23 protein-coding genes are annotated in these 24,863 nt (G+C 68.3%); 14 read left to right on the forward strand and 9 right to left on the reverse strand.

Annotation, left to right across the window (positions count from 1 at the left end):
• Positions 1-23: 23 nt before the first annotated feature.
• The 4 genes from AUL33_RS22640 to AUL33_RS12210 form a co-directional block, all read right to left on the reverse strand.
• On the reverse strand, positions 24-1,340 hold the full coding sequence (locus tag AUL33_RS22640; RefSeq protein ID WP_062208066.1) for an outer membrane protein: 1,317 nt from the start codon (positions 1,338-1,340) through the stop codon (positions 24-26).
• 167 nt (positions 1,341-1,507) lie between these two features.
• Positions 1,508-2,335: a hypothetical protein gene (locus tag AUL33_RS12200; protein WP_062208069.1), complete on the reverse strand. Its 828-nt coding sequence runs from the start codon at positions 2,333-2,335 to the stop codon at positions 1,508-1,510.
• Positions 2,336-2,460: 125 nt separating this feature from the next.
• Complete coding sequence (locus AUL33_RS12205) at positions 2,461-3,549, reverse strand: CsgG/HfaB family protein (RefSeq protein ID WP_062208072.1); 1,089 nt, start codon at positions 3,547-3,549, stop codon at positions 2,461-2,463.
• 8 nt (positions 3,550-3,557) lie between these two features.
• Positions 3,558-4,022, reverse strand: a complete 465-nt coding sequence (locus AUL33_RS12210; protein ID WP_062208074.1) for a hypothetical protein — start codon at positions 4,020-4,022, stop codon at positions 3,558-3,560.
• Positions 4,023-4,348: 326 nt separating this feature from the next.
• On the opposite strand from AUL33_RS12210, the gene AUL33_RS12215 reads away from it, so the two are divergent.
• The 5 genes from AUL33_RS12215 (at position 4,349) to AUL33_RS12235 (ending at position 10,352) form a co-directional block, all read left to right on the forward strand.
• A complete protein-coding gene (locus tag AUL33_RS12215) occupies positions 4,349-5,200 on the forward strand; it encodes a DUF2793 domain-containing protein (RefSeq protein ID WP_062208077.1) in 852 nt (283 codons plus the stop codon).
• A 125-nt stretch (positions 5,201-5,325) separates the two neighbouring features.
• Complete coding sequence (locus tag AUL33_RS12220) at positions 5,326-6,459, forward strand: anhydro-N-acetylmuramic acid kinase (RefSeq protein WP_062208081.1); 1,134 nt, start codon at positions 5,326-5,328, stop codon at positions 6,457-6,459.
• A gap of 154 nt (positions 6,460-6,613) precedes the next feature.
• Entirely contained in the window at positions 6,614-7,132 is a 519-nt protein-coding gene (locus AUL33_RS12225; protein WP_082652544.1) for a 2Fe-2S iron-sulfur cluster-binding protein, read from the forward strand.
• Positions 7,129-8,112, forward strand: a complete 984-nt coding sequence (locus AUL33_RS12230) for a xanthine dehydrogenase family protein subunit M (protein ID WP_062208084.1) — start codon at positions 7,129-7,131, stop codon at positions 8,110-8,112. The genes AUL33_RS12225 and AUL33_RS12230 overlap by 4 nt, the downstream gene beginning before the upstream one ends.
• Positions 8,112-10,352 carry a xanthine dehydrogenase family protein molybdopterin-binding subunit gene (locus tag AUL33_RS12235; protein ID WP_306302795.1) on the forward strand — a complete coding sequence of 747 codons (2,241 nt, stop codon included), beginning with the start codon at positions 8,112-8,114 and terminating at the stop codon, positions 10,350-10,352. Before AUL33_RS12230 ends, AUL33_RS12235 begins: the two co-directional genes overlap by 1 nt.
• 138 nt (positions 10,353-10,490) lie before the next feature.
• Here the strand turns inward: AUL33_RS12235 and fdhA are convergent, their stop codons facing one another.
• The 3 genes from fdhA to AUL33_RS12250 all read right to left on the reverse strand — a co-directional run bounded on the left by fdhA (position 10,491) and on the right by AUL33_RS12250 (position 13,702).
• Positions 10,491-11,681: a formaldehyde dehydrogenase, glutathione-independent gene (gene fdhA, locus AUL33_RS12240; RefSeq protein ID WP_062208090.1), complete on the reverse strand. Its 1,191-nt coding sequence runs from the start codon at positions 11,679-11,681 to the stop codon at positions 10,491-10,493.
• 135 nt (positions 11,682-11,816) lie between these two features.
• Complete coding sequence (locus tag AUL33_RS12245) at positions 11,817-12,782, reverse strand: sugar kinase (RefSeq protein WP_062208092.1); 966 nt, start codon at positions 12,780-12,782, stop codon at positions 11,817-11,819.
• Positions 12,779-13,702, reverse strand: a complete 924-nt coding sequence (locus AUL33_RS12250; RefSeq protein WP_062208096.1) for a PfkB family carbohydrate kinase — start codon at positions 13,700-13,702, stop codon at positions 12,779-12,781. Before AUL33_RS12250 ends, AUL33_RS12245 begins: the two co-directional genes overlap by 4 nt.
• 184 nt (positions 13,703-13,886) lie before the next feature.
• On the opposite strand from AUL33_RS12250, the gene AUL33_RS12255 reads away from it, so the two are divergent.
• The 8 genes from AUL33_RS12255 to AUL33_RS12290 all read left to right on the forward strand — a co-directional run bounded on the left by AUL33_RS12255 (position 13,887) and on the right by AUL33_RS12290 (position 19,705).
• On the forward strand, positions 13,887-14,954 hold the full coding sequence (locus AUL33_RS12255) for an NAD(P)-dependent alcohol dehydrogenase (protein WP_062208099.1): 1,068 nt from the start codon (positions 13,887-13,889) through the stop codon (positions 14,952-14,954).
• A gap of 103 nt (positions 14,955-15,057) precedes the next feature.
• Positions 15,058-15,750: a dihydrofolate reductase family protein gene (locus AUL33_RS12260; protein ID WP_062208103.1), complete on the forward strand. Its 693-nt coding sequence runs from the start codon at positions 15,058-15,060 to the stop codon at positions 15,748-15,750.
• Positions 15,751-15,883: 133 nt separating this feature from the next.
• Positions 15,884-16,288, forward strand: a complete 405-nt coding sequence (locus AUL33_RS12265; protein ID WP_062208106.1) for a winged helix-turn-helix domain-containing protein — start codon at positions 15,884-15,886, stop codon at positions 16,286-16,288.
• A gap of 69 nt (positions 16,289-16,357) precedes the next feature.
• The gene (gene modA / locus AUL33_RS12270; RefSeq protein ID WP_062208109.1) at positions 16,358-17,122 is read left to right on the forward strand and encodes a molybdate ABC transporter substrate-binding protein; all 765 of its coding nucleotides are present in this window, start codon (positions 16,358-16,360) and stop codon (positions 17,120-17,122) included.
• Positions 17,123-17,149: 27 nt separating this feature from the next.
• The gene (modB, locus tag AUL33_RS12275) at positions 17,150-17,824 is read left to right on the forward strand and encodes a molybdate ABC transporter permease subunit (protein ID WP_062208112.1); all 675 of its coding nucleotides are present in this window, start codon (positions 17,150-17,152) and stop codon (positions 17,822-17,824) included.
• Positions 17,821-18,906, forward strand: coding sequence for a molybdenum ABC transporter ATP-binding protein (gene modC / locus AUL33_RS12280; protein WP_062208115.1), 1,086 nt, complete (start codon positions 17,821-17,823; stop codon positions 18,904-18,906). Before modB ends, modC begins: the two co-directional genes overlap by 4 nt.
• Before the next feature lie 55 nt (positions 18,907-18,961).
• Positions 18,962-19,168, forward strand: a complete 207-nt coding sequence (locus AUL33_RS12285) for a molybdopterin-binding protein (protein ID WP_062208118.1) — start codon at positions 18,962-18,964, stop codon at positions 19,166-19,168.
• A 144-nt stretch (positions 19,169-19,312) separates the two neighbouring features.
• A complete protein-coding gene (locus AUL33_RS12290) occupies positions 19,313-19,705 on the forward strand; it encodes a YkvA family protein (protein WP_062208121.1) in 393 nt (130 codons plus the stop codon).
• A gap of 60 nt (positions 19,706-19,765) precedes the next feature.
• On the opposite strand, the gene AUL33_RS12295 is transcribed toward AUL33_RS12290, so the two are convergent.
• The gene (locus AUL33_RS12295) at positions 19,766-22,924 is read right to left on the reverse strand and encodes a multidrug efflux RND transporter permease subunit (RefSeq protein ID WP_062208124.1); all 3,159 of its coding nucleotides are present in this window, start codon (positions 22,922-22,924) and stop codon (positions 19,766-19,768) included.
• A complete protein-coding gene (locus AUL33_RS12300) occupies positions 22,921-24,108 on the reverse strand; it encodes an efflux RND transporter periplasmic adaptor subunit (RefSeq protein ID WP_062208127.1) in 1,188 nt (395 codons plus the stop codon). Before AUL33_RS12300 ends, AUL33_RS12295 begins: the two co-directional genes overlap by 4 nt.
• Before the next feature lie 93 nt (positions 24,109-24,201).
• Between AUL33_RS12300 and AUL33_RS12305 the strand changes: the two genes are divergently transcribed.
• Positions 24,202-24,861 (forward strand): TetR family transcriptional regulator, encoded by a 660-nt coding sequence (locus tag AUL33_RS12305; RefSeq protein ID WP_062208130.1) that lies wholly within the window; start codon positions 24,202-24,204, stop codon positions 24,859-24,861.
• Positions 24,862-24,863 lie beyond the last annotated feature (2 nt).

Here is a 24,863-nt window from a genome sequence, read left to right on the forward strand (position 1 = left end):
GTCCCTCAGGCTTCGGGCAGGCCTTAGTCGAAGCGGTAGGAGGCCTTGGCCCAGACCGTGTGGAAGTCGAAATCCCCCTCCGGCCTGGTGGTCAAGGTGGCGCCGTTGCGGAGCGGAACGACCTGCTTCGCGTCGTCGTCGGAGCCGAGATTGGTGTAGAGATATTCGAGGCCGAGCAGCACGTTGTCGGTCAGCGCATAGTCCGTGCCACCGCCGACCGCGTAGCCGACGCGGGTGTCGTCCTTTGCCGTGGCGGCATCGAAGACGGTGTTGATGATCGTCGTCTCGACATTGCCGAAGGCGACGCCGCCCGTGCCGTAGACGAGGAAGCGGTCGAGCCCGACGCCGGCCTTGAGGCGCAGGGTGGCGAGATAGTCGAGCTCCTGCGACACGCCGATCGTCTGGATGCCGTCGGTGATGCCGGCGCTCTTGGTGATGTCGACATAGGAGAGATCGGCGATCGCACCGAGCACGAACGTGTTGGCACCGATCGGGGCGAAGGCATGGTTGTAGCCGACATGCACGCCGCCCGCGAAGCTGTCGTCATCCTCGGAATAGACCCGCGTGTTGGCGCCGAAGTCGTAGGCGTAGGTCGCATCCGGCGTGCCGGGGGTGCCCGGTGTGGCGGCGACGGCGGGAATGGCGGGCGTCGCGGGAACCGCCGGCGTGCCTTCGGTGGCGGGAACCGCAGGGCTGCCGGGCGTGGCGGGAACGGCAGGGGTGCCGGGCGTGGCCGGGATGGCCGGCGTGCCCGGCGATGCGGGAACGGCCGGCGTGACGACGATGCTGACCTCACGCGCCACGCCGAAGGCGATGGCCTCGCCGGTGCCGGCGAGCGTGGCCGAGAGTTCGTCGGCGGAGATGATGCCGCTCGTGCCGTTCGGGTACTGGACTGCGCACGAGCCGGCGCCTGCGCCACCGGCGGCCGCGGCCGTGCAGGAATATTCGAGGGTGCCGAAGACGGCAGGGGAGCCGGGGGTGGCCGGCGTCCCGGGCGAACCCGGATTTCCAGGAATGGCGGGGCTTCCGGGATTGGCGGGAATGGCTGGCGAGCCGGGATTGCCGGGGATCGCCGGGTTGCCGGGATTGGCGGGAACGGCGGGCCGTCCCGGCGTGCCGGGAATGGCGGCGATGCCGGGCACGAAGATGAGCGACGTCGGAATGTTGCTCGAGCCGTCGTTGAACGATCCGCCGGCCTGCGCGCCGACATAGGCGCCGGTCCACGAGAAGGCGGGAACGAAGACGACCGGTGGCTCGGGCGGCGGATAATCGACGATGTCGGCAGCGAAGGCGGAGCCGGCGATCGTGGAGGCGGCAAGGGCGAGGAGAAGGGTTTTCACGACATCAGCTCCAGAGATGATGGGTCCGACGTCGTTCGCGGACCGCCGGTCGAGGGTGCGGTGTTGGGTGCAGTCGTCCGCGAGCCCTCCCGCGTGGCCGCAGGCGGTTGGCATCGAACGGCGGGATAGGGACGTGGGCGGGACGGATCGCCCGCCCACGAAGGACTTTAGTTCGGCAGGCTGGCGGCGAAGGCGGCGCCGTTGAAGCCCTGCGAAATGGTGCCGGTGTTGACCGCGCCGACGACCGTCGTGGAGATGCCGTTGAGGTTCATGTCGTTGGCGATGCCCGTGACCGAACCGGTGATCGGGCCGGAGTTGAAGGCGCGGTTCGTCGCGTAGACGTCCAGCAGCGGGCCGCTGACGAGGGCTTCGGTCGCCGTCGTCACAGTGCTGGAAGGACCCTGAAGGTCGAGCGAAGCCAGCTGCGACGCCGCCGAGGACGAGGCGGTGTTCGACGTGTTGGCAGCGGCCTGGGCCGACGAAGACACGGTTGCGGAGATGCTGCCGGTGTCGAGGGTCGTGGAGTTGCTCGTCGCGGCCGAGACCGTCGAGACGGCCGACGCGATGTCGCCGGTATTGACGGCGCCGACGACCGTGGTCTTGATTTCGGAGAGGGAGTCGATGCCGCCGAGGGTGCGAACCTGCGAGGCCACGCTGCCGAGGTCGACATTGAGGCCGATCTCGCCGGCGTTGGCAAGAGCCAGAGCCGGCGGCAGCACGGCAACGCCGAGACCGGACGCGGCCTCGATGTTCAGCGCGACGTTCGGCAGATCGACGTTGGTGATGACTTCCGCTCCGGCCTGGCCGAGCGTGACCGCGCCGTTGATGGCGCCGATGTTGATCGACTCGTTAACCCAGTTGCCGTTGGAGAACTGGTTCTGAACGGCGAGCAGATCACCGCCGATCGTGGCACCGAGCGACTGCGCCTGTGCGCCGCCGACCGAGGCGAGACCCATGACCAGCGCCGACGCGCCGATTGCGAAAAGGGATTTCATTTGTTAGCTCCAGCTTGTGATGTCCGAGACGTGCCGGCTCCCTGTCGGCGGTCTCTATGGTTGGACAGGTCGTTCGAGAGAGCCCTGTCGGTCGGCGGAGCGGTTCCAGCGCTCCGCCGAATTCCTCATTGGGTCAGGATAGCCTGGGCCTTCGCCTGCTCCGTGACCTCGGATGCGCTCTTGCCGCCGTCGCTGCCCGCAAAGTTGCCGCTCGATCCGGCATAGGGCTTCTCGGTGCGGCCGGCCGCCGGCGCGGTCGCCGGCACGCTGGATGCGGCACGGTTCGCGGTCGGCTGCGGCGTGGGGGTGCCGGCGGCGGGCAGCGAGACCGCGACGCCCGGCGGCGGCGCACCGACGGCCTTGGCCGCCGCCTTCGACTTGGCCAGCGCCCCGACGGCTTCCGCCGTCTTCGTGTTGTCGATGTAGCCGTGCCCGCGATCCACGAAGTCGCGGCAATCGGCGTAGTTGTCGGCCTTCATCACCTGCGTCAGCAGTTCGAAGGTCGAGAGGTTCAGCATCTGCCGCAGCGCGAAATGGATCGCCTCGCGCTCGCGGCCGCCGAAATCGATGTTCGTCAGCTGGTCGCCGATGAAGCGCCCGACGCCGATCCCTGCTTCCGAGGAGAAGATCTGCTTCTGAAGCGGCACGTTGGCGACGATCAGCCCGGAATTGGCGTCGGTCATCGCCAGATCGAGCCCGATCAGGATGCGGTTCTGCCGGTAGCGTCCGCCGATGCCGGCGACCTCGACCTCGGCGCCGCTGCCGGGAATGAAGTCGAGCGAGTTGATCGACCCGGTGATGTAGAAGTTCGACGGGATCTGGCGTGTCGTGTCGCGGATCCGCCACTCGGCTTCGGTGGTCATGACGCGGGGGTCGCGGCGGTTCACCACCGTGGCGCCCGCCTTGAACAGCGCCGACTGGATCATGTCGCCGGCGCCTTGCGTCACGAACTTGCCCACGCCGCCGTCGGTGAAGCTTTCCTTGCCGGTCTGGTCGAGCACGGCGCCGACCGAGAAGACGAGGTTGCGGGCGATGCGCCCGTTGAGGCAGGTCAGCGCCTTGTCGAACGGCGTGACGATGTCGCTGATCGGCGGACCCTGCACGAGCTTGGCGTTGCTCGTCGAGGCCGCGACGCCCGGCGCCGCGGCACAACCCGGCAGGGTTGCAAGCGCCATCATGGCGGGAATCAGGCGCGTCTTGAGAAGGGTTCGCATCGCCAGCCTCAATTACAGCTGGGCATCGTGGGAGAGGGCAGCGCCGCGTCGATCGACACGTGTCCGTCCTGGCAGCCCCGCGATGTCGCCTCGTTGTTCGTCGAGACGTTGATGTTGCCCTTCCCGGAAATGTCGATGTTGTTCGTCGAGTTGTTCACCGCGCCGATCGCGGTGGTCTGCTGCTCGATGTCGTTGACCGTCTTGTTCGTCTGCGTGGCGATGTTGTCGCCGTAGTGAACGTTGTTGAACGAGGTGATCTGCGTCTTGCCGAGGGACTCGTAATATCCCTCCTCGTTCTTGCGCAGGATGTCGCTCTGCAGGAGGCGGAGGTTCTTCTCGGACGTCGAGTTGAAGCCGTAGTTGCCGTTCCAGTCGGACGCCGGGCTCACCGTGCTCTGAGCGAAGGCCAGTCCTGCCGACGCGCCGACGACGACCACGGCCATGGCGAAGGCATTTCGCAGGCAATGGTTCATCGTTCGCTTCCCCTCGACACCTGACAGACACGCGAAGACTTGGGAACGCGCAGCAAAGACGCGTCCGGTCCTAAGGTCTGGCAAGCTGATGATTGTGCTGCCGCTTCGGCAGCTTCCCCGGGAACGACTTGGCCATAAAAGCCTCAGCGTCTGCAACTCAAAATTGCATACGGAAATCTTGCTGCTCGCCTGTGTTGCAGGACGGCTACAACCGTGGCGGGCGTGCACTGCAAGACGTCTGAAAGACCGAGCCCGACTTGTCCCCGATTTCTCCGCGTCCTGTCGACCGCGCGCAGACTGCCTTTCGTCTTCGAACAGGAGGTTTCATGTCCCAGTCGTCCCGGCTCAGGTTTCCCTATCTCATGCCGCAGCAGGCGCAGAAGCATCTGACGCACAACGAGGCGCTGAGGCTGCTCGACGTGCTCGTGCAGACGGCGGTCGTCTCGGCCGACAGGACGGACGAACCGGAATCGGCGGCGGAAGGCGATCTCTTCATCCTGCCGGCGGGGCGCAGCGGCGCGCGCTGGGCGACGATGGCGGAGGGCGCGCTGGCGCTCTGCGAGAACGGCGCCTTCGTCGAGATCGAGCCGACGGAGGGGCAGATCGCCTATGTGCGGGATCGCAAGGTGCTTCTCGTCTACACGCAAGGGGCGTGGACGGGCGAGCCCTTCGCCCCTCGGCCGAGCGCGAGTTTCGCCGTCAATGCCGAGCCCTCGAGCACGAACCGGCTGACGGTCGCCGCCGATGCCGAGCTGTTGACGCACGACGCGCGCACGCCGGGGACGGGGGACGCCCGCAAGATCATCAACAAGGCCGCGCCTGGGCGCACCGCCGCCGTCCTGTTCCAGACGGGGTTCTCGGGCCGCGCCGAATTCGGCCTCGTCGGCAACGACGACTTCTCGCTGCGGGTCTCGGCGGACGGCGCGAGCTTCCGCGATGCGATGCGGATCGGCGCGTCGGACGGACGCGTCGCCGTGGCGCGGGCTGGGGCGGCGGTCTGCGCGCTCGATGTCGGCGGTCCCGTGCGCGTCGGCACCTTCGCCAAGGCCGCGCTTCCCGCCGCCGCGGCGGGGGCCGGGCAGATCGTGTTCGTCCCCGACGAAGCGGGCGGCGCGGTGCTGGCCTTCAGCGACGGCGCGGCATGGCGGCGCGTCACCGACCGCGCCGTCGTGGCTTAAAAGCCCATGCCGGCGGCGTGATCCACGGCCGCGTCAGGCTGGCTCCCACCACGCCGTGCGACAGGGTAGAACGGACGCGTCCGGGCGCAGAGCCCGGGCGATTCGACGAAGACAGGAGAGCGGCCATGTCGATCTGGGCGATCGGACTCATGACCGGTACGGTGCTCGACGGCAATGTCGACATCGCGATGCTGCAGACGGACGGCGAGCGGATCGATGATTTCGGTCCGCGCATGCTCGCGCCCTATCCGCGCGACATCCGCCCGCTGTTGAAGGAAACCCTCGCGACGGCCGCCGCCTGGGGCTTCGAGGGCCCGGAGCCGGCGATCTTCGCCGAGGCCGAGCGCGCGCTGACCATCGCCCAGTCCGATGCGGTCGCCGCGTTCCTCGAGGACGAGGGCATCCCGGCCGAGGATATCGGCGCCATCGGCTTCCACGGGCAGACCGTGCTGCACCGGGCGCGCACGCCCGCCCGGCTCGGCGCGACGCGCCAGCTCGGCGACGGTGCCTTGATGAGCGAGCGGCTCGGCATTCCCGTCGTGTTCGACTTTCGCTCGCGCGATGTCGCGGCCGGCGGGCAGGGGGCGCCGCTCGCCTCGCTCTATCACCGCGCGCTTCTGCGCCGGATCGGCGCGGGCGTCGACACGGCGTTCCTCAATCTCGGCGGCGTCGCCAACGTCACCTGGGTGTCCGCCGACGGCACGATGCAGGCCTTCGACACCGGCCCGGCGAACGCGCCGCTCAACGACTGGATGGGCCAGAAGGTGCGGGCCGAGATGGACCGTGACGGCATCACCGCCGCGCGCGGCCATGTCGACGAGGCGCGGCTCGCGAAGCTGCTCGACCATCCCTATTGCGGCGCGCCCTATCCGAAATCGCTCGACCGCAACGACTTCACGGCCAAGATGGCGGAGGGTCTGTCGACCGAGGACGGCGCCGCGCTTCTCACCGCCTTCACCGCCGGGGCGGTCGGCCGGGCGCTCGATCTCCTGCCGCAACGGCCGAAACGCCTCGTCGTCTCGGGCGGCGGCCGGCGCAACCCCGTGCTGATGCGCGAGATCGCGGCGCGCGCTGGCGTCGAGGTGGTGGATGCCGACGCCTGCGGCCTTCATGGCGATGCCGTCGAGGCCGAGTGCTTCGCTTTCCTCGCCGTGCGCGTGCTCGAAGGCCTGCCGATCAGCTTCCCCACCACGACCGGCGTGCCCGCGCCGATGACGGGCGGGCGCGTCGCCCTGCCGCCGGCGCCTCGCGCACGCTGAAATCAAGCGGCTCCCGAGGTCCGCCGTGACGCAGGAACGTCGCGCAAGATGAAGTCGCGGGCGAGGACTATTCACTCGCCCCTCGCGTTTGAATGCATCGAAGCCGCTCTAGCTGCGTTCCCGATTTGGAAACGTTTTAAGGAGCGGCACCTCCATGCAACTCACCGTCAATGGAACCGGGCATTCGCTCGATATCGACCCGCGCACCACGCTTCTCGACGTGCTGCGCGATCATCTCGCCCTGACCGGGACGAAGAAGGGCTGCGACCACGGCCAGTGCGGCGCCTGCACCATTCTCGTCAACGGCCGGCGCATCAATTCGTGCCTGACTCTGGCCGTGATGCACGACGGCGACGAGATCACCACGATCGAGGGCCTCGGCGAGCCGGGGAACCTGCACGCGATGCAGGAAAGCTTCCTGCATCATGACGGCTACCAGTGCGGCTACTGCACGCCGGGCCAGATCGTGTCGGCCGTCGGCATGCTGGGCGAGGCCAAGGACAACTGGCCGAGCAACGTGACGGCCGACCTCGAAGGCCATGCAGACCTCTCCGACGCCGAGATTTCCGAGCGCATGAGCGGCAATCTCTGCCGCTGCTCGGCCTATCCCAACATCGTCGATGCGATCCGCACCGTGAAAGACAAGAGCCTGAAGGACGGGACAGCGGCATGAAACAGTTCGAGTACGCCCGCGCCACCAGTTCGAGCGAGGCGGCGGCCATCGCCTCGTCGGCGGCCACCAAGTTCATCGCCGGGGGGACCAATCTTCTCGACCTGATGAAGCTGCAGATCGAGACGCCGACGAAGCTCGTCGACATCACCCGTCTGCCGCTGAAGACGATCGACACCGAGGGCGAGGGGCTTCGCATCGGCGCGCTCGTCACCAACAGCGATCTGGCCGCCGACGAGCGGATCCGCCGCGACTACGCGGTGCTGTCGCGCGCGCTCCTGGCGGGGGCGTCGGGTCAGCTGCGCAACAAGGCGACCACCGGCGGCAACCTCCTGCAGCGCACCCGCTGCGGCTATTTCTACGAGACCAATGCGCGCTGCAACAAGCGCGAGCCCGGCACGGGCTGCGACGCGATGGACGGGTTCAATCGCATCCTCGCGATCCTCGGCACGTCCGACCAGTGCATCGCGACGCACCCGTCCGACATGGCGGTGGCCATGCGCTTGCTGAATGCCGTGGTGGAGACGGTGAAGGCCGACGGTTCGACCCGCCGCATTCCCATCCACGAGCTGCACCGCATGCCCGGCACGACGCCCGAGCGCGAGACGAACCTCGAGGCCGGTGAGCTCATCACTGCGATCGTGCTGCCCAAGCCGCTGGGCGGCACGCATCTCTACCGCAAGGTCCGCGATCGCGCGTCCTACGCCTTCGCGCTCATTTCGATCGCGGCCGTCGTGCGCATGGAGGACGGCGTGATCGCCGACGTGCGGCTCGGTTTCGGCGGCATCGGCACCGTGCCATGGCGCGACGCAGCGGTGGAAGCGGCCCTGAAGGGGCAGGCGCCCGGCGAGGCCGTCTTCGCCAAGGCCACGGACATTCTCCTCGCGGAGGCCAAGGGGCATGGCGACAACGACTTCAAGATCGATCTGATGCGCCGCGTCCTGCCGGCCGTCCTCGACGAAGCGACACAGGGAGCCGCATGATGGATACGCACAGCATCAAGATGGACGAGCCGATCGGCGAGACGCGTCTCGACCGCGGCGTCCAGAACGTCATCGGCAAGGGCATCGACCGGCTGGAAGGCCCGTTGAAAGTATCCGGGCGCGCACCCTACGCCTACGAGCATCAGCATGCCGGCAAGGTGGCCTACGGCTATCTCGTGACGTCGAGCATCGGCTCGGGCGACATCGTCTCCATCGACACCGACGCGGCGATGGCGATGGCGGGCGTCCTGCATGTCGTGATCGACAAGCACGGGGTTCGTGCCTCGGCCGACCCGAGCGATGCCAAGCCGGCGGCGATCGCCGGCAAGGTGACGCATTTCGGTCAGCCGATCTGCCTTGTCGTCGCCGAGAGCTTCGAGATCGCGCGCGATGCCGCCAAGCTCGTTCACGTCGAGTACAAGGCGACGGAAGGCAAGTACGATCTGCATGCCGAGAAGGCGAACGCCTTCGATCCCGGCGAGCAGACGATGCCGTCGATGACCGAGAAGGGCGACTTCGACGCGGCGTTCGGCAAGGCCGAGGTGACGTTCGACGCCACCTATACGACGCCGAGCCACAGCCATTCGGCGATGGAGCCGCACACGTCCGTCGCGGTCTGGGACGGCGACGACCTGACGCTTTATGGCTCCTACCAGCTCGTCTCGACCAATGTCGGCCAGCTCGCGGCCGCGCTCGGCATCAACAAGAAGCACGTGCGGATCGTCAGCCCCTATGTCGGCGGCGGCTTCGGCGGCAAGCTCGGCATTTCGCCCGAAGCCGTGTTCGCGGCGCTGGCGGCCAAGGAAATCGACCGGCCGGTGAAGCTCGCGCTGACCCGCCAGCAGGTCTACCAGGTGACGAGCCGGCGGCCCGACACGATCCAGCGCGTGCGGATCGGCACGACGAAGGACGGCGTGGTCACCGCGATCGGTCACGACACGACCACCGGCAACACGCCCGGCGACGACGGGTTCGAGCCCGCGGGCATCTCGACCGTCTTCCTCTACGGCGGCGACAACCGGCAGATCCGGCACTGGAAGGCGGACGTGAACATCCTTCTCGGCGCATCGATGCGGGCGCCGGGCGAGGCGGTCGGCATGCTCGCCACCGAGAACGCGATGGACGAGATGGCCGAGAAGCTCGGCCTCGACCCCGTCCAGTTCCGCAAGCTGAACGAGCCGGCGGTGGATCCGCAGGAGGGCCTGCCCTGGTCCTCGCGTATGCTCGTCGAATGCATGGACGAAGGCGCCAGGCGTTTCGGCTGGGACAAGCGGTCGGTGCGGCCGGGCACGCGGCGCGAAGGCGAATGGCTGATCGGCCTCGGCATGGCAGCCGCCTCGCGCAAGAACATGCTGCAGCAGTCTTCGGCGCGCGTGACGCTGGCGGCGGACGGGTCGGCGCTGATCGAGACCGACATGACCGACATCGGCACGGGCACCTACACGATCCTGCGCCAGATCGCGGCCGAGATGCTGGGCCTGCCGGCCGACAAGGTGGCGGTGTCGCTCGGCGACAGCGAGTTGCCGCAGGCGCCGGGATCGGGCGGTTCGTGGGGCGCGAACTCTTCGGGCTCGTCCGTCTATGCGGCCTGCGAGGGAATCATCGAGGCGCTGGCCAAGAAGCTGGACGTCTCGGCCGAAGACCTGACGTTGAAGGACGGGACCGCGATCGCCGGCAACCGGCAGACCCCGTTCACGCAGCTTCTGGCCGGCGAGAACATTGTCGTCACCGGCAAGTTCGCACCGGGCAAGCAGTACACCGCCACCCATCAGGCGAGCTACGGCGCGCATTTCTGCGAGGTGGCGGTCAATGCCTTTACCGGCGAGACGCGGGTTCGCCGTCTGCTGACGGTGGCCGCGGCCGGCCGTATCCTCAACGAGAAGACGGCGACCTCGCAATGCTACGGCGGGCAGATCTTCGGCATCGGCTCGGCGCTGCACGAGGAGCTGGTGATCGACACGCGCACCGGTCTTCTGGTGAACCACGATCTCGCCGAGTATCACGTGCCGGTGAATGCCGACGTGCCGCAGCTTGAAGTCGTGCTGCTGCCCGAGCGCGACCATGCGGCGAGCCCGCTGGCCGCCAAGGGCATCGGCGAACTGGCGCTGGCCGGCGTCGGCGCGGCCGTGACGAACGCGATCTACAATGCCTGCGGCGTGCGGGTGCGCGACTATCCGATGACGCTGGACAAGGTCATCGCCGGCCTGCCGCGCCCGAGTTTTCGCTCGGCGGCGGAGTAGGGCGGCGGTCCGACAACGGCATCGCGGCTTGATCGTCTCCCCAGAGGCGAGAAGCTGCAAGTTTTGATGGTGATGTCATCTCCGGATTGATGATGAAGGCGGCGCGGGGTTCTCTCCCGCGCCGTTTTCGTTTCGTCGTCAGGCGGCCTTGCCGAGGTCGCCGTGGGGGTCGAGGACGTATTTCGTCGCCGCGCCCTTGTCGAAGCTCTCGTAACCCTTTGCGGCGTCCTCAAGCGAGATGATCTCGGCGTTGACGATGTCGGCGATCGGCAGGCGGTCGTGGAGGATCGCGGTCATCAGCTGACGATTGTAGCGCAGCACGGGGGTCTGGCCGGTGTGGAAGGATTGCGCCTTGGCCCAACCGAGGCCGAAGCGCAGCGACAGGTTGCCCTGCTTGGCCGCCGCCTCCGAGGCGCCGGGATCTTCGGTCACGTAGAGGCCGGGAATGCCGATCGAGCCGGCGGCGCGGGTGATCTCCATCATCTGGTTGAGCACCACGGCGGGCTGCTCCTTGCCGCTGTGGCCGACCGCCTCGAAGCCCACCGCGTCGATCGCCGCATCCACCTCGGGCACGCCGACGATCTCGGCCACCATCTCGCCGAGCCGGTCGCTCTGCGAGAGATCCACCGGCTCGAAGCCGACCCGCTTGGCATGCGCCAACCGCTCCTTGTTGAAGTCGCCGATCATCACGACGGCGGCGCCCAAGATCCGCGCGGAGGCGGCGGCTGCGAGGCCGACCGGACCGGCGCCCGCGACATAGACGGTGGAGCCGACGCCGACGCCGGCCTTCACCGCGCCGTGGAAGCCGGTCGGCAGGATGTCAGAGAGCATGGTGAGATCGCGGATCTTGGCCATGGCCCGGTCCTTGTCCGGGAACTTGAGGAGGTTGAAGTCGGCATAGGGCACCATGACGTATTTCGCCTGTCCGCCGATCCAGCCGCCCATGTCGACATAGCCGAAGGCGCCGCCGGCGCGCGACGGATTGACCGTGAGGCAGACGCCGGTGTCGAGCGTGCGGCAGGTGCGGCAGCGCCCGCAGGCGACGTTGAACGGCACGGAGACGAGATCGCCGACATCGAGCATCTCGACGTCTGCGCCCTTCTCGATGACCTCGCCGGTGATCTCGTGGCCGAGCACGAGGCCTTGCGGCGCGGTGGTGCGGCCGCGCACCATGTGCTGATCGGAGCCGCAGATATTCGTGGAGACCACGCGCAGGATCACGGCGTGCTCGATCTTGCGCCCATCCGGCGCCGAGAATTTCGGATCGTCGATGGACTGGACCTCGACCTTGCCGGGTCCGAGATAGACGACGCCTCTGTTACCGCTCATGCGCTGGCCTCCCATCTTGTGTTGGCGACGCGGCCGCGAGGCCGATCCGCAACCGCGAAGGGTAGACTGCATCGGGCGAAGCGGAAGACCCTTCGCCTGCCTTTCGATGCGGCAGCGCGAAGGGTGCGGTGCAGCTTACGGGGTGGCGCGCGGCCCGTCCGGCCAGACCGTCGCGCCGCGCGGAACGATCGCGCCGTATTCGCCGATAACGAGGCTGGCCATCCGGTGCCCGGCGCGGGCGGCCTCGTCCAGCGTGCCGCCGGTGAGGAGCACGGCGAGCGCCGCCCCGTTGAAGCTGTCGCCGGCCGAGGTCGTGTCGACGATGCGAGGCGCGGCGACGCCGGCGATCTCGCGAAGGCCCGAGGCGTCGCCGACGATCGCCGGATCGCCGCCCGACTTCACGATCGCGGCGCTCGCGCCCATGGCCAGCAGCCGCTCGGTCGCCGAGCGGGCGTCGGCGTCGGCAAAGAGCGCCTGTTCGTCGTCGAGGCCGGGGAGCGACAGGCTGGCGCTCGCATGCGCTTCGGCGATCACAGCGCCGGCCTCGTCCTTCGAGGTCCAGAGGCGCGGGCGGTAGTTGCCGTCGAAGGCGACGATGCGCCCCGCGGCCTTCATGCGGGAAGCAAGGTCGAGAAGCCGGGCGCGGCCCTCGGGGGTGAGGATCGCCAGCGAGATGCCGGAGAAGCAGAGCGCGTCGAAGCCTTCGATCGCGTGCTCGATGTCGGCGTCCTGCCCGTCCGCGAAGAGGCGGCGGGCGGCGGCCGTGGAGCGCCAATAGGCGAAGGAGCGCTCACCCGCCGCGTCGCGGCTGATGGCGTAGAGGCCGGTCGTCTCGCCCGGAGCAACGCGGACGTAGCCGGTCTCGACGCCCTCGTCCGCGATGAAGGCCGGAATCTCGGCGCCGAACGGATCGTCGCCGATGCGCGTGACGTAGTGGACCTCGACGTCGCGGGTCTCTCCGAGCGCGCGGCGGCAGTAGACGGCGGCATTGAGCGTGTCGCCGCCCACCGTGCGGCGCAGCGTCCCCGCTTCGTCGCCGGGGCGGTGGAACAGCTCGATCATGCACTCGCCAACGAAGGCGATGCGGCGCGGCGCGCTCATGCGGCGCCCCGTGCGAGGAACGTGTCGATCTCGGGCCCGCGCGGCATGGCGCGGGCGCCGAAGCTGAGGCACGCCAGCGAGGCGGCGGCGACTGCGCGGCGCACGGCGTCGGCACGACCGAGGCCGGCGTCGAGGCCGGCGGCGAGGACGCCGCAGAGCGTGTCGCCGGCGCCGGTCGTATCGACCGGCCGGATCGAGGGGGCGGTGAACCGCTCGATGCCGCCGTCGGCCTCGACGAGGATGGCACCGTCCGAGCCGAGCGTCGCCAGCACGGCGAGCGAGGTTTCAGTGGCGACCGCCGCGGCGAGCGAGGCCGGCTCGGAGCCTTGGATCCCGAGGATGGCGGCGGTCTCGGCCAGCTCGTGCTCGTTGACGATGAGAAGGTCGGTGGAGGCGAAGAGGGCGCGCAGCGAACCTGAGGAGACGCCGACCGGCACGGGCGCGAGGTTGAGGAGGACCGGCACCGCGTGGTCGCGCGCCGCGCGAGCGGCCTCCACCGTATCCTCGAAGGGCAGTTCCATCTGCATCACGAGCGCCGAAGGCTTCTGCGACCAGAGGGCCGACAGGCTCGCCGCCTTCGCCAGCCGGTTGGCGCCGCTGGCCACCGTGATGGCGTTCTCGCCGTCCACGGCCACCGTGATGAAGGCGCAGCCGGTCGGCTCGTTCAGCCGCGCCAGGGCCGAGACGTCGATGCCTTCGGCCTCCAGCGTGGCGGCCTCGGCCTCGCCGAACGCATCCTGCCCCACGGCGCCGGCGAAGTGCGTCACGGCGCCGGCCCGCGCGGCGGCGACCGCCTGGTTGGCGCCCTTGCCGCCGGACATGCGCTCGTAACCCGGAGCCAGCACCGTCTCGCCCGGTTTCGGGATGGTCTCGACCCGGCAGACGAGATCGACATTCACCGATCCGAACACGACGATCATGCGCTTCTTTCTCCCCATCGATCCCGAGCCGATCCGTAGCCAAGAAGCGGGACCGTCACAAGCGGGGCACTTGTGCACTTGGGCCTTCGCGCCGACGCACTTCCTAAGGTGGCCTTCTCGCTGCACTGCATTATCTGTCGCGCGATCGGACCGCCCGTCCGCTTCATCTTTCGAGGAAACTCCCATGACCCCGAGCTTCGGCTTTGCCTGCACCGACGCCAGCGCCCCGATGAAGCCCTGGAGCTTCGAGCGCCGGGACCTTCGCGACGACGACGTGCTCATCGACATCACCCATTGCGGCGTCTGCCATTCCGATATCCATCAGGCGCGCAACGACTGGGGCTGGGCCACCTATCCGCTGGTGCCCGGGCACGAGATCGTCGGCCGCGTCTCGGCCGTCGGCTCGAAGGTCTCCGGCTTCAAGGTCGGCGACAAGGTGGGCGTCGGCTGCATGGTCGACAGCTGCCAGGATTGCCCGTCCTGCACTGAGGGCCTCGAGCAATACTGCGAAAAGGGCATGACGCAGACCTATGCGGACACCGATAAGCGCGACGGGATCCCGACCTATGGCGGCTATTCCGACAAGATCGTCGTGACCGAGAAGTTCGTGCTGCGCATGCCCGAAAAGCTCGACTTGGCCGCTGCCGCGCCTCTCCTTTGCGCAGGCATCACCACCTATTCGCCGCTCAAGCACGTGAAGCTCGCCAAGGGCGACAAGCTGGCGGTGGTCGGCCTCGGCGGCCTCGGCCATATGGCCATCAAGTTCGGCGTGGCGATGGGCGCGGAGGTGACGCTGTTCACCCGATCCAAAACGAAGGAAGCCGAGGCGCGCGCGCTCGGCGTCAGCGACGTGATCTTCTCGACCGACGAGGCCGCCATGCAGGCGGCCGCCGGCCGATTCGACTACATTCTCGACACGGTGCCCGTGCCGCACGACCTCAACCCCTATATTGGCACGCTGAAGCGCGACGGCACGCACATCATCGTCGGCGTCATCGGCCCGCTCGACCCGCCGGTGAGCGGCGCCAACCTCATCATCGGGCGCAAGTCCGTGATCGGCTCGCTGATCGGCGGCATCAAGGAGACGCAGGAGATGCTCGATTTCTGCGCCGAGCACGGGATCGTCTGCGACATCGAGATGATCAAGATGGCCGACATCAACGAGGCCTTCGACCGCACGGTGAAGGGCGACGTCCACTATCGCTTCGTCATCGACATGGCCTCGCTCGCCGAGACGAAGCAGGCTGCCTGAGCGTCATCGCTCAACGCATGACGGGAACGCCGGCCGAAAGGCCGGCGTTTCGCTGTTTCCCTCATCAGCCGATCCCGGCGATCGCCAACCGGACCGATCCGACATGACCAAGCCTCACGTCCTCTGCCTCATGATGACCTCGATCGACGGCCGCGTGCTGACGGAAGGCTGGGCGATCGACGCGCCTTCGAAGATATTCGAGGACGCCCACGACGCGCTGGAGGGCGATGCCTGGCTCGTCGGCCGGGTGACGCTGGAAGAGGATTTCGATGCGGCCGGCGACTGGGAGCGGGGCCTCGCCACCGGCCCGATCGAGCGCACCGACTGGTTCGCGCAGCGCCATGCCAAGGGCTATGCGATTGCGATCGACCGCTCGGGCAAGCTCAACTGGAAGACCGACAACATCGACGGCGAGCACTATGTCGCGGTGCTCTCAACGGGCGTTTCCGACGACTATCTCGCCTTCCTGCGCCAGCGCGGCGTCTCGTACATCTTCGGCGGTGAGGACGAGATCGACTTCGCCCATGTGCTGGACGTTCTCGGCCGCGAGCTTGGGATCAAGCGGCTGCTTCTCGAAGGCGGCGGCGGGGTCAACGGGTCGGTGCTGAATGCCGGGTTCGTCGACGAACTGCTCGTTTTCGTCCTGCCGCTGACGGACGGGCGGAAGGATGCGCCCTCGCTCTTCGACATCGCCGGCGACTGGCGGGGATCGCGCAAGCTCGAACTCCTGTCGAACGACACGGTGGAGGGTGGCATCGTCAAGCTGCACTACCGCGTGAGCAACGATCGCGGCTGAGCCCGCGCCCGGTCGCCGTCCGCGGCTCGGCGGGCTCTCGCAATGATCTTGTGCGCGGGTGGAGTGGAGCGGGCGCCCCGCCTGTGCTCCTCTGGCGCGGCAAGAGGATGGACCCCCGCATGAGCCCGCTTCGATGAAACCCGATGATGCCGAGCCGTCGCTCGTCCCGCGCCTGCGACTGCTCTTCGGCGACCAGCGCATCGTCGGGCCGGGCCGGGCCGATCTCCTCGAAGGCATTCGCGACACCGGCTCGATCGCGGCGGCGGGGCGCGCGATGCGCATGAGCTACAAGCGGGCCTGGACGTTGATCGAGCACCTGAACGCCACGTTCGACACGCCGCTCGTTGTGGTTCATCGCGGCGGCAGCGGCCATGGCGGCGCCGTCCTGACCGATCTCGGCACCGAGGTTCTGGAGCGCTACCGGCGGATGCAGCGCCTCAGCGACGCCGCGATCGCGGAGGATCTGAAAGCGCTGGAGGCCCGCCTGGGGTCGCATCCCCAACACGAGAGCGCGAGCGATAGGGTCGATCCGACATAACGCTTGCCAGCCGAAAATGCGGCTCTAGGTTTCGATATGGTCCATCGGACATAACGGAGCCAACCTCGCATGATTCGCCTCGCACGCCCCCGCCGCCATGCGATCCTCGCCGGACTGGCAGCGCTTCTCCTCTCGTCCGGCTCGGCGCTCGCGGCCTCGGCGCAGATCGCCGTCGCCGCCAATTTCACCGACGCGGCCAACGAGATCGCCACCGCCTTCCAGGCCGAGACCGGCGACGAGGCGGTGCTCTCCTTCGGCTCGACCGGCCAGATCTATACGCAGATCACGCAAGGCGCGCCGTTCGAGGTGTTCCTCGCGGCAGACGACGTGCGCCCCGAAAAGGCGGCGAGCGAGGGATTGGGCGTCAAGGGCTCGGTCTTCACCTATGCGATCGGCCAGCTCGTGCTCTATTCGGCCGATCCGGCCCTCGTGAAGGACGGCGAGACCCTGAAGGGCAAAGGCTTCAATAAGATCGCCATCGCCAACCCGGAAGCGGCCCCGTACGGCGCGGCCGCGGTGGAGACGATGAAGGCGCTCGGCCTCTTCGACACGCTGTCGCCGCGCATCGTTCAGGGCACGTCGATCGCGCAGGCCTACCAATTTGTCGAGACCGGCAGCGCCGAACTCGGCTTCGTAGCGCTGGGGCAGGTGGTGAACGCCAAGGGCGGCTCGCAATGGGCGGTGCCGCAGTCGCTCTACACGCCGATCCGGCAGGATGCGGTGCTGCTGACCAAGGGCGAGAGCAACGAGGCCGCAAAGGCGTTCGTTGCCTTCCTGAAGAGCCCCAAGGCGCTGGAGATCATCCGCCAATACGGCTACCGCACGGGCGAATAGAACGCGACGGCCGGGGGCGATCGGGCGATGGATGAACTCTGGTCGCCGATCCGGCTGACGCTGGAACTGGCGACGACAACGACGGCGATTCTTCTTCTCGTCGGCACGCCGCTGGCCTGGTGGCTGGCGCGCTCGCCGCGCTGGTGGAAGGAAATGGTGGCGGCCGTCGTGTCGCTGCCGCTCGTGCTGCCGCCGACCGTCCTCGGCTTCTACCTGCTCATCGCGCTCGGGCCCAACGCGCTCGGCGGCTGGCTCGGTGCGCCGCTCGGCCTTCGCACCTTCGCCTTTTCCTTCACCGGCCTCGTGGTCGGCTCTACGATCGGCTCGCTCCCCTTCGTGGTGCAGCCGATCCGCAACGCTTTCGAGGCGATGGGCGAGCGGCCGCTGGCAGTCGCCGCGACGCTCGGCGCCTCGCCGCTCGACCGTTTCCTTACCGTCGCGCTGCCGCTGGCGCGCCCCGGTCTGGCGACGGGCGCGGTGCTCGGCTTCTCGCACACGGTGGGCGAGTTCGGGGTGATCCTGATGATCGGCGGCAACATTCCCGGCGAGACGCGGGTCCTGTCGGTGGCGATCTTCGATTTCGTCGAGACGCTGCGCTGGCGCGAGGCGCATATCCTGTCGGCCGGTCTTCTCGCCTTCGCCTTCGTGGTGATCCTCTCGGTGCAGCTGATGGAGCGCCGCGCCAGGCGGCGGGCGGCATGATCGAGGCCGCCTTCGCCGGCCGGGTGGGCGGGTTCGATCTCGACGTGGCGCTGGAGGCGCCGATGCGCGGCGTCACCGCGCTGTTCGGCCCGTCCGGTTGCGGCAAGACGACGGTGCTGCGCTGCCTCACGGGGCTGCTGCGCCTGCCGGGGCGGCTGGCGGTCGGCGGCGAGGTCTGGCAGGACGGGCACCGCTTCGTGCCGACCCACAGGCGCCGCGTCGGCATGGTGTTCCAGGAGCCGAGCCTGTTTGCGCATCTCACCGTGCGCGGCAATCTCAACTACGGACGCAGCCGGGCGAAATCCGCCGGCACCGGGGAGACGATCGGCTTCGACGAGGTGGTGGATCTCCTCGGACTCGAGCCGCTGATCGCGCGGGCGCCGACGCAGCTGTCGGGCGGCGAGCGCCAGCGGGTGTCGCTCGGACGCGCGCTGCTCTCCCAGCCGCGCCTGCTGCTGATGGACGAGCCGCTGTCGGCGCTCGACCGCACCGCCAAGGACGAAATCCTTGTCTATCTCGAACGGCTGCATGCGCGGCTGCGCATTCCCGCGATCCTCGTCAGCCACGACATGAGCGAGGTCGAGCGCCTCGCCGATCGGGTCGTGCTGTTGCGGCAGGGGCGGGTGCTGGCGGCCGGCGCACTCAACGCCGTGCTGACCGATCCCGCCTTGCCGCTCGCCGCGATGCGGGGCGCGGCGGCCGTGCTGGATGCCGTCGTGTCGGGCTTCGATGCGGCCGACGGGCTGTTGCGGCTCGATCTCGGCGGGCAGGCGGTGCTCGTCACCGCGCGCCCGGTGCCGGTGGGGCAGGCGGTGCGGCTGCGGATCGCGGCGGCCGATGTCAGCCTCGCGCTCGATCGCCCGGCGGGCTCGACGATCCTCAACGTGCTGGACGCGACCATTCGCCGGATCGAGCCGGTGGGGGAGGCGGAGATGCAGGTCTTCCTGGCGCTGCCCGGCGGGCAGGAATGCCTCGCCCGCATCACCCGGCGCTCCGCCCGGCTTCTCGATCTGAGCGCCGGCAAGCCCGTGTTCGCGCAGGTGAAGGGCGTCTCGCTGTCCACCACCGAAGCCGCGCCCTGACGGGGCGGCACCCGTCCCCCCGACCGATCCGGTCATCACACGAAGGAGAAACCCGATGAAGATTTCCGCTCGCAACCGCCTGAAGGGTCGCGTCGTCTCGATCGAGAAGGGCGCGACCACGGCGCATGTGCGCATCGACGTCGCCGGGACGATCGTGACCGCCGCCATCACCAACGAGGCCGTCGACGATCTGGCCTTGAGCGTCGGCTCGGATGCCTATGCGATCGTCAAGGCGTCGGACGTGATGGTGGGCGTCGACTGAGCGCCAACAGATCCCGACTGCCTCGCTCAACCAGCCGAGTCGAGCGAGGCGGTCGAGGCGCTTAGTGCTAGGACTGCCGGGTGGACATGCCCGGAGTCCGGTGCGACAGGCACGCCATCGATGAAGGCGGGCGGGAGTTTTGCGATGCTGGCGAGAGCCAAGGAGTGGGCGCGGGCCATCAAGCGGGACGTCGTCGCACTCTGGATCGCAGCACGCGACCCGAGGACGCCGCGAGGCGCCAAGATCGCGGCCGGCGCTGTGGCGGCCTATGCGCTCAGCCCCATCGACCTCATTCCCGACTTCATTCCGATCATCGGATATCTGGACGATGTCATCCTGCTGCCGATCGCCATCGCGCTGATCGTGCGGATGATCCCGAACGAGCTGATGGACGAGTACCGGGCGGCGGCGATGGCGCGGTCCGGCCGGCCAGCGAGCCGGGGCGCGATGATCGCCATCATCCTCGTCTGGGTGGCCATGGCCATCGGGTTGATCGGGTGGCTCGCGCCCCTGGCCGCAGTTTGGCTTCGATCCTGATCGGGTCCGGTGCGATCCCTGGCATGAAAAAGGGCGCCTCACGGCGCCCTTTTTCATGGGTCATTCGGCCGGGGCCGGGTGCGGTCCGCCGGCGGGCGCGGCGCGCTCGGGCGTGTCGGTGGTCTTGGGCTTCTTGTCCCGCGCCAGCAGCTTGTAGAAGAGCGGGATGAAGAAGATCGCGATGAAGGTCGCCATCAGCATGCCGCCGATGACGCCGGTGCCGATCGAGTGGCGGCTGGCTGACGAGGCGCCGGTGGCCGTGGCCAGCGGCACGACGCCAAGGACGAAGGCCAGCGAGGTCATCACGATCGGGCGGAAGCGCAGCTTGGCGCCCTGAAGCGCGGCGTCGAAGGCCGACAGACCCTCCTCGCGTTTCAGCACCGCGAACTCGACGATGAGAATCGCGTTCTTGGCCGCGAGGCCCACGAGCGTCACCAGACCGATCTGGAAGTAGACGTCGTTTTCGAGGCCCCGCAGGAAGATGCCGAGCAACGCACCGAACATGGCGAAGGGCACGGCGAGAAGCACCGCGATCGGCAGCGACCAGCGCTCGTACTGCGCGGCGAGGATGAGGAACACCATCACCATGCCGAAGCCGATGGCGATCGCGCCGGTGCCGCCCGCCTGGATCTCCTGATAGGCCGAGCCGGTCCACGCGACCTCATAGCCCTCGGGCAGGGCTTCGGCCGCCGCGGCCTGCATGGCTTCGAGCGCCTGACCGGAGGAGAAGCCGGGGGCGGGACCGCCGGAGACCTTGGCCGAGTTGAAGGCGTTGAAGCGCTCGATGAGGTCGGGGCCGACCACGCGCTTGGTGATGAGCAGCGAATCCAGCGGCACCATCGAGCCGCTCGCCGCCTGCACGTAGACGAAGCGCAGGTCGTCGGGCTTCTCGCGGAAGTCCGATTCCGACTGCAGCGAGACGCGGTAGTTGCGCCCGAGCAGGGTGAAATCGTTGACGTAGAGCGAGCCGAAGGTCGACTGCATCGTCTCGAAGATCGAGGCGATGGGAACGCCGAGCGCCTTGGCCTTCTCGCGGTCGACGTCGATCTGGTACTGCGGCACGTTGGCGTCGAAGCTGGTGCGAACGCCCGCCAGTTCCGGCCGCTTGGCGGCGGCCGCGATGAGCGCGTTCGTCGCCTCGATCAGCCCTTGGCTGCCGTTGCCCGAACGGTCCTGAACGAAGAGCTCGAAGCCGCCGGTGGTGGAGAGGCCCTGGATCGGCGGCGGCGAGAAGGCCAGCACCATCGCGTCCTGGATGCCGGCATTGGCGCCGATGAAGGTGCCCGGCAGGTTGCGGGCGTCCTGGCTCGGATCGGTGCGCTCGCCCCAGTCCTTCAGCGTCACGAAGGCCGCACCGGCGCTGGACTTCTGCGAGCCGGAGAGAAGGTCGAAGCCGGCGAAGGCGACGACGTCGGAGACCGCCGGGTTCTTCAGGATGTTGGCGCTGACCTGGTTCATCACGTCGGTGGTGCGGCTGAGCGAGGCCGCCGGCGGCAGGATGGCGACCACGAAGTTCGTGCCCTGGTCCTCGTTGGGCACGAGCGAGCCCGGAATCGTCTGGAAGAAGTAGACGATGCCGCCGATCATTGCCGCCATCAGCACCAACGCCAGGAAGGCCCGGCGCATGATGAACGCGACGCCGTGGCCGTAGCCGTCGGTGATCCGGTCGAACATCCGGTTGAACCAGCGGAACGGCGCGATCGGCTCCTTGTGCTCGTTGCGAAGGAGAATGCCGCAGAGCGCCGGGGTGAGCGTCAGCGCCACGATGCCCGAGATCGTCACAGACACGGCGATGGTGACGGCGAACTGGCGGTACATCGTGCCGGCGAGGCCGCCGAGGAAGGCGACGGGGATGAAGACGGCGCAGAGCACGAGCACGATGGCGATGACGGGGCCGGTGACCTCGGTCATCGCCTTGGCTGTGGCGTCCTTCGCCTTCAGCCCTTCCTCGCGCATGATGCGCTCGACATTCTCGAGCACCACGATCGCATCGTCGACGACGATGCCGATGGCGAGCACGAGACCGAAGAGGGTCAGGAGGTTGATCGAGAAGCCGAGCGCCAGAAGCACGCCGAACGTGCCGATGATCGACACCGGCACCGCGATCATCGGAATGAGCGTGGCGCGGAAGCTCTGAAGGAAGAGGTAGACGACGACGAGCACCAGCACCATCGCCTCGATGAAGGTGTGGATCACCGACTCGATCGAGGCCTCGATGAACTTGGTGGTGTCGAAGGGAACGGCGAAGGAGATGCCGTCCGGGAACTGCTCGGAGAGTTCCTCCATGCGCGAGTTGACGGCCGCCAGCACGTTGAGCGCGTTGGCGCCCGGCTGGAGATAGAGGCCGATCGGGACGGTGGAATCGCCGTTGTAGGTGGCGTTGAAGGCGTAGTCCTGGCTGCCGAGCTCAACGCGGGCGATGTCCTTGAGGAGCAGCGCCGCGCCGTTGGCGTCGGAGCGGATGATGATGTTCTCGAAGGCCTGCGCGTCGGGTAGACGGCCCGCCGTCGTCACCGAATAGGTGAAGGCGAGGTCGTTGTTCGAGGGCTGCGCGCCGAACTGGCCCGCGGCGAACTGGGCATTCTGCTCGCGGATCGCGGTGGCGACGTCGCCCGGCGTCAGCTTGTACTGCGCCAGCTGGTCTGGCCGCAGCCAGATGCGCATCGAGTAGTTGCGGGCGCCGAAGAGCTGGGCGTTGCCGATGCCGGGAATGCGCTTCAACTCGTCGAGAACGTAGAGCAGCGCGTAGTTCGAGACATAGGTGGCGTCGTAGCGCGGGTCGGTAGACGACATCGTCGCGACCGCGAGGATCGACGAGGACTGCTTCGTCACGGTGACGCCAAGGCGCTGGACCTCGGACGGCAGCGACGAGATCGCCTGCTGCACCCGGTTGTTGACGTTGATCGTCGCCTGGTCGGGGTCGGTGCCCGACTGGAAGGTGACGGTGATCGTGGCCGAACCCGTCGAGGAGTTCGACGAGGTCATGTAGATCATATCCTCGACGCCGTTGATCTGCTGCTCGATCGGCGCGGACACGGTCTGGGCGAGGGTCTCGGCGGAGGCGCCGGGATAGGTCGCGGCCACCTGGACCTGCGGCGGCACGAGCTCGGGATACTGCTCGATCGGCAGCGCGCGCATGGCGGCGAGGCCGCCGATCACGATGATGATCGAGATGACGGCGGCGAAGACCGGCCGGTCGACGAAGAAGCGGGAGTTCACTGGGCGGCCTCGGCGACGGACTTTGTGGGAGCGGCCGGCGCGGCGTCGGCCGTGGGCGCTGCGGCGGGCGCGGCTTCGGCGACCGGCGAGACGGGCGAACCCGGGCGCACCTTGATGACGCCGCGCGTCACGATGCGGTCGCCGGCCTTGAGGCCGGAGGCGATGAGGAGCGTGCCGTCGAGTTCGCGCCCGACCGTGACCGGGCGAACCTCGGCGAGGTTCTCAGGCGTCAGCCCGTAGACGAACGTGCCCTGCGGCCCCTGCATCAGCGCCTCTGTCGGGATCGACAGCGCGTCGGGAATGATCAGCCCGTCGATCTCGACGCGCACGAACTGGCCGGGCAGCAGGCGGCTGTCGGGATTGTCGAGCACGGCGCGCGAGAGGATCGTGCCGGTCTCCTGGTCGATCGAGGAGGAGGTGAAGTCGATCTTGCCGACCTTGGCGTAGGTCGAGCCGTCACCGAACTTCACGGTGACCTTGAGATCGTCGATCGAGCCCTCGGCCGCGCCTTTTTCGATGAGCTGGCGGATCGAGGCGGCTTCGGTGTCGGCGGCTGAGAAGTTGACGTAGGCGGGATCGAGCTGGGTGATCCGGGTGAGGAGGTCGCCCGAGGTCAGGAGAGAGCCTTCCGGCACCTGCTCGAGGCTGGTGAGGCCGCTCGCGGGGGCCTCGACCGACGTATAGTCGAGCGACAGGGTGGCGGTCTGCAGCCGGGCCTGCGCCTGCGCCACCGAGGCGTCGGCGAGTTCGCGCTGCGAGGTGGCGTCGTCGACCGTTGCGGTGGAGGTGGCGCCGCTGCGCACGAGCGCCTGGGCGCGCTCCTCGGTGCGACGAGCCTGCGCCTGCGTTGCCTGTGCCTGCTGTACCTGCGCCTCGGCCAACGCCACCTCGGCCTCGAACGGCCGGCGATCGATGTTGAAGAGGAGATCGCCCTGTTTCACCCGCTCACCCTCGGTGAAGGTGCGCTCGAGCAGGATGCCGCCGACGCGCGCACGCACCTCGACGACGCGCGAGGCGGCGACGCGGGCGGGGTATTCGTAGGTGACGGGCACGGGCTTGGCGACCAGCGTCTCGACGGTGACGCCGGGCGGCGGCGGGGCCGCACCGCCGGGCTGCTGGGCCTTGGCCGGAGCGAGCGCGGCGGCGAGAAAGAGGATCGACAGGGCGTGTCGGTCGAGGCGCATCAGGGAGGCTCCGGCCGCGGATCCCGCGGCATGTAGGGTATTGCGTTGCACCATACATACATTCATAAATGGATGTAATCAAGGAGATGGTCAGTGCGGCGAACCAAGGAAGCGGCGGCCGAAACGCGGTGTGCGATTCTCGATGCGGCGGAGCAGATGTTCTTCGAGCGCGGCGTGAGCCAGACCAGCCTGTCGCAGATCGCTGCAGCGGCCAACGTGACGCGCGGCGCGATCTACTGGCACTTCACCGGCAAGTCGGCGCTGTTCCAGGCGATGCAGGAGCGGGCCTATCTGCCGCAGGAGGAGTTCTTCCAGGCGCAGAACATCCTCGGCGAAAGCGACCCGATGGCAGCGCTCCACCGCGTCACGCTGGAAAGTATCCGGCGTTTTGTGGCGGACGAGCGTGCCCGTCGGGTGCTGACGATCCTGACGCTGCGCTGCGAGTATGTGGGCGAGATGGCGGAGGCGATGATCTGTCACCGCGAGGCCGAGCACCACATGCACCGCACGGTGGTCCAGGTGTTCGAGCGGGCCCGCGACATGGGCCTGCTGCGCGCCGGCTGGACGCCGCAACTGGCCGCCAACGCGTGCATCTGCATCTTCACCGGCATCTTCACGGAATGGCTGCAGTCGAAGGAGGAGTTCGACATCGTCGAGATGGGAACGCTGACCTTCGACGGGCTGTTCGCCGGGTTCCGGGCCGAGGCGGTGCCGGTGGAGGCCGCTCCGATGTCGCTCGCCTTGGCGGGTTAGGC

Origin of the sequence: Aureimonas sp. AU12 (assembly GCF_001463705.1) — a bacterium.
Lineage (GTDB): Bacteria > Pseudomonadota > Alphaproteobacteria > Rhizobiales > Rhizobiaceae > Aureimonas.